The organism is Sphingomonas parapaucimobilis NBRC 15100, from assembly GCF_000787715.1.
Taxonomy (GTDB): Bacteria; Pseudomonadota; Alphaproteobacteria; order Sphingomonadales; family Sphingomonadaceae; genus Sphingomonas; species Sphingomonas parapaucimobilis.
On sequence record NZ_BBPI01000023.1, the window covers coordinates 1 to 4579 of the forward strand.

5 protein-coding genes are annotated in these 4579 nt (G+C 64.6%); 2 read left to right on the forward strand and 3 right to left on the reverse strand.

What is annotated here, in order from left to right; translation table 11 throughout:
- Positions 1–17: 17 nt before the first annotated feature.
- Together rdgB and rph are read right to left on the reverse strand one after the other, a co-directional pair.
- Positions 18–644: an RdgB/HAM1 family non-canonical purine NTP pyrophosphatase gene (rdgB, locus tag SP5_RS04300; RefSeq protein WP_042484597.1), complete on the reverse strand. Its 627-nt coding sequence runs from the start codon at positions 642–644 to the stop codon at positions 18–20.
- Positions 641–1357, reverse strand: coding sequence for a ribonuclease PH (gene rph, locus SP5_RS04305; protein WP_042484601.1), 717 nt, complete (start codon positions 1355–1357; stop codon positions 641–643). The genes rdgB and rph overlap by 4 nt, the downstream gene beginning before the upstream one ends.
- Positions 1358–1648: 291 nt before the next feature.
- Between rph and hrcA the strand changes: the two genes are divergently transcribed.
- Complete coding sequence (gene hrcA, locus SP5_RS04310; protein ID WP_042484604.1) at positions 1649–2689, forward strand: heat-inducible transcriptional repressor HrcA; 1041 nt, start codon at positions 1649–1651, stop codon at positions 2687–2689.
- A gap of 12 nt (positions 2690–2701) precedes the next feature.
- Positions 2702–3247 carry a nucleotide exchange factor GrpE gene (gene grpE, locus SP5_RS04315; RefSeq protein ID WP_042484606.1) on the forward strand — a complete coding sequence of 182 codons (546 nt, stop codon included), beginning with the start codon at positions 2702–2704 and terminating at the stop codon, positions 3245–3247.
- Between the two features lie 55 nt (positions 3248–3302).
- Here grpE and SP5_RS20040 read toward each other — a convergent pair.
- On the reverse strand, positions 3303–4579 hold a 1277-nt coding region (locus SP5_RS20040), incomplete at its 5' end, for a flagellin N-terminal helical domain-containing protein (protein ID WP_439645600.1).

The following is a 4579-nucleotide window of genomic DNA, read 5'->3' on the forward strand; positions in this document are numbered from 1 at the left end:
GCCGGGGAGGATTTTTTTCAGAACACCGCCTTCACCAACTGGCCGAAGGCATCGGCGCGGTGGCTGATGCGGTTCTTTTCGTCCTGATCCATCTCGGCGAAGGTTTCGGCATAGCCGGTCGGCTGGAAGATCGGGTCGTAGCCATGGCCCTTGTCGCCGCGTGGCGGCCAGACGATCGTGCCGTCCACCCGCCCCTCGAACCATTCGACATGGCCGTCGGGCCAGCCGATCGCCAGCGCGCAGATGAAATGCGCCGCCCGGGCCATGTCGGGCTCTTCGTTCAGCCGATCCTCGACCGCGCGCATCGCCATGCCGAAGTCCTTCTCCGGCCCCGCCCAGCGCGCCGAGAAGAGGCCCGGATCGCCGCCCAGCGCCTCGACGCACAGACCGCTATCGTCCGACAGGGCGGGCAGGCCCGACAGGTCGGCAGCGGCCAGCGCCTTCAGTTCGGCATTGGCGACGAAGGTCGTACCGGTTTCCTCGGGCTCGGGCAGGTCCAGGTCACCGGCTGCGATCACCTCCATGCCATAGGGCGCGAGGAGTTCGCGGAATTCCACGATCTTGCCCTTGTTATGGCTGGCGAGGACCAGCTTGCCCGGCGTCAGCTTGCGGATCGCCTGCCGGCCGCTTCCTTCGCCGCTCATGCGCGGATCGCCCGGTCCTGCGCGGCGAAGATCTCGTTGCAGCCCATACGCGCGAGACGCAGCAGGCGCAGCAGCGCCTCTTCGTCATAGGTCGCGTTTTCGGCGGTCGCCTGGACCTCGGCGATATGGCCGTTCTCGATCAGTACGAAATTGGCGTCGGCATCGGCGGCCGAATCCTCGATATAGTCGAGGTCGAGGACGGGCGTGCCCTGATGGATACCGCACGAGACGGCCGCGACCTTGTTGCGGATCGGGTCGCTGGCCAGCTTGCCCTCGGCCATCAGCTTGTTGACCGCCATGCGCAGCGCGACCCAGGCGCCCGAAATGGCGGCGGTGCGGGTGCCGCCATCGGCCTGGATCACGTCGCAGTCGATGGTGATCTGACGTTCGCCCAGCGCCTTCAGGTCGCAGACGGCGCGCAGGGAACGGCCGATCAGCCGCTGGATTTCCTGGGTGCGGCCCGACTGCTTGCCCTTGGCCGCCTCACGGCTGCCGCGCGTATGGGTGGCGCGGGGAAGCATGCCATATTCGGCCGTCACCCAGCCTTCGCCCTTGCCGCGCAGGAAGGGGGGCACGCGTTCCTCGACGCTGGCGGTGACGAGCACCTTGGTATCGCCGAACCCGATCAGCACCGATCCTTCGGCGTGGCGGGTGAAATTCGGCTCGATGGTGATAGGACGCATCTGGTCGGGCATCCGGCCGGACGGGCGCATAGTCTTCTCCTTGTTCCTTGGCGACAGCCCTAACCGCCCCCCGCCTAGAGCGCCAGATGGGACGGTGGCGATCGGAAGACACTCTTCTTCTCCGCGTCCTCTGCACTTCTGCGCGAAATTTTCTCACGCGGAGACGCGGAGCCGCGGAGATTGTTTGGCTCCTCCTCCGCGTCTCCGCGCCTCCGCGTGAACCAATCTTTTTTTGGGCGCAGAGGCGCAGAGGACGCAGAGAAGAAGGGGTGTGTCTCCCGATCGCTTGAGCCGGTGCGGGGTGATGCCTACATTCGCGGCATGGTCACCCCACCGATCACCGAGCTGACCGACCGGGCACGCGATATCTTTCGTGTGGTGGTCGACAGCTATCTGACCAGCGGTCAACCCGTGGGGTCGAAGACCATCGCGCTGTCGGGGATCAACCTGTCGCCCGCCTCGATCCGCAACGTCCTTCAGGAACTGGAGGAGCGCGGGTTGCTGGCGGCGCCGCATACCAGTGCGGGACGGATGCCGACGGATATCGGCCTGCGTCTGTTCGTCGACGGCATGATGCACGCGATGGAGCCCAGCATCGAGGAGCGCACCGCGATCGAGGCACGCGCCGCGCGCTCCGGCCCGGTCGAGGAAGCGCTGGCCGCGACGACGGCGGTGCTGTCGGGGCTGTCGGCCTGTGCGGGCCTTGTCATGGTGCCCAAGCGCGAGATGAAGTTGCGCTCGATCGGCTTCGTGCCGCTGTCGCCGATCCAGGCGCTGGCCGTGCTGGTCGCGGAGGATGGCGCGGTGGAAAACCGGGTGCTCGAACTGCCGCCGGGCATGACGGGATCTGCACTGGTCGAGGCGGGCAATTATCTGTCCGCCACGCTGGCGGGCCTCACGCTGGGCCAGGCGCGCGAGCGGCTGGAGCGCGAGCTGGCGGCGGGACGTGCGGCGCTGGACGGTGCGGCGCGCGCGCTGGTCGAACAGGGGCTGGCCGTCTGGAGCGAGGATGGCGAGCGGCGTCCGATCCTGATCGTGCGGGGGCAGGGACGGCTGATCGATGCCGCCGCCGCCGCCGATCTGGAGCGGGTCCGCGACCTGCTCGACGATCTGGAAGGCAAGCAGGAAATCGCGCATCTGCTCGATTCGGCGCGCGCGGGCGATTCGACCCGCATCTTCATCGGCGCGGAGAACAAGTTGTTCGCCCTGTCGGGATCTTCGGTGATCGCCCGGCCCTTTCGCGGCCTCGACGGCCAGGTGATCGGTGTGGTCGGCGTAATTGGGCCGACGCGGTTGAACTATGCCCGCGTCGTGCCCATGGTGGATTTCACGGCGGCAACGCTCGCCCGGATGATGGGCTGAACAGGGATTATGATGAGCGACAACACGACCAACGAAACCCCGAACGACCTGCGCGAAGAGACGGCCGAGGCCGCGCCCGAAGTGGCCGTGCAGGACCGCGTCGCCGGGCTGGAGAACCAGCTGGCCGAGGCCAAGCAGCAATATCTCTATGCCCAGGCCGAGAATCAGAATGTCCGTCGCCGTGCCGAGAAGGAAGCGGTCGACGCGCGCAACTATGCCGCGACCGCGTTCGCGCGCGACGTCCTGTCGGTCGCCGACAATCTCCAGCGTGCGCTGCAGGCGATCCCGGCCGATCTGCGCACCGATGACAAGTGGAAGGGGCTGGTGACCGGCCTCGATGCGACCGGCCGCGAGCTGGACAGCGTGCTCGGCCGCCACGGCATCACCAAGATCGAGGCGATGGGCCAGCCGCTCGACCCCAACAAGCATCAGGCGATGATCGAAATGCCCTCCGACCAGGAACCGGGCACGATCGTGCAGGAGATGCAGTCGGGTTACATGATCAAGGACCGCCTTCTGCGCCCAGCACTGGTCGCGGTGGCGAAGAAGCCGGAATAATCAGGTTTTCTTGACCAATGACGAAAGGGCGGTCCTGCGGGGCCGCCCTTTTTCGTTACTGGCCGAGCAGTTTCAGCACGTCCTTCTGGCTTTGATTGGCCTGGGCGAGCATGGCGGTCGAAGCCTGGGCCAAAATTTGGGCGCGGGCGAGTTTCACCGATTCTTCGGAATAATCGGTGTCGGCGATGCGCGAACGGGCTTCCGACAAGTTGGTCGTGCCGCTGGTCAGGGTGGAGACAGCGGATTGCAGGCGGTTCGCCGTTGCGCCGAGTTGCCCTTGAACGCTCGCCACGGTGCCGAGCAGTTCGTCGACGCGCTTCATCGTGTGGTCTGTCCGGTAGCGATTGGTGACGTTCAGTTCGTCCGTCAGCGGAAATTGACGACGTTGGTAATATGTGTCGTAATTGATGTTGTCATAATGTGATCCGTTGGGATCATACCATTGATCGCCATTGTTCGGGTAAGTGATCCTGCCGATATCATCACGCGTAATGGCGTTGCCCGCAATCTTACCTCCAGCCATATAGTCGTCAAACGTAACGAGGTGTGACGACGGGCCGGTATATGGAATGGTTATATTAAGTGGAGGAGTAAGTCGGCCATCGTAGCTATTCCAATAAGTGCTGATATCGTCACGCATGTAGTTGATGGGAATGGGGGGAATTGAAATCGGGATCGTGTCGGTGATGTTTGGCCCTGCCTGCACGTTCAACTTTACACTGGCATCGACCAGCTGGTTATTGCTGTCGTAAACCGGCGCATTGGCATTGAACAATGCCACCCCGTTGAACGAGGCGTTGCGAAGCGTCTGGTCGATCTGCGTCGACAGCGCGGTCACTTCCAGCTGAAGCGCCGCGCGGTCGCTCATGCTGTACGTCCCCGATCCCGCCTGCACCGCCAGCTCGCGGATCCGTTGCAGCATGTTGGACACCTCGGTCAGCGCGCCGTCGGCGGTCTGGACCAGCGAGACGCCGTCCATCGCGTTGCGGATGCCCTGCGTCATGCCGCGGATCTGCGCCGTCATGGAACTGCTGATCGCCAGCCCGGCCGCATCGTCCTTGGCCGAATTGATCCGCTGGCCCGAGGACAGTCGCGCCATGGATTGCGCCAGATCGGTATTGGCGCGCTGCGTGGCCGCCATCGCTCGAAGCGCGGCGCCATTGGTGTTGATGACCGTCATGGTAACTCCCATCCCCTGACGTGCGCGGGAGGCCCCGCGCGCGAAAAAGATGGTTGACGAAATTAACCATGATCGAACAATCCGGGCTTTTCCCGGATATGGGCGGGTGGTGTGCTTCGTCCGGGTGCGGGATTTTCCCTCCCCCATCCCCT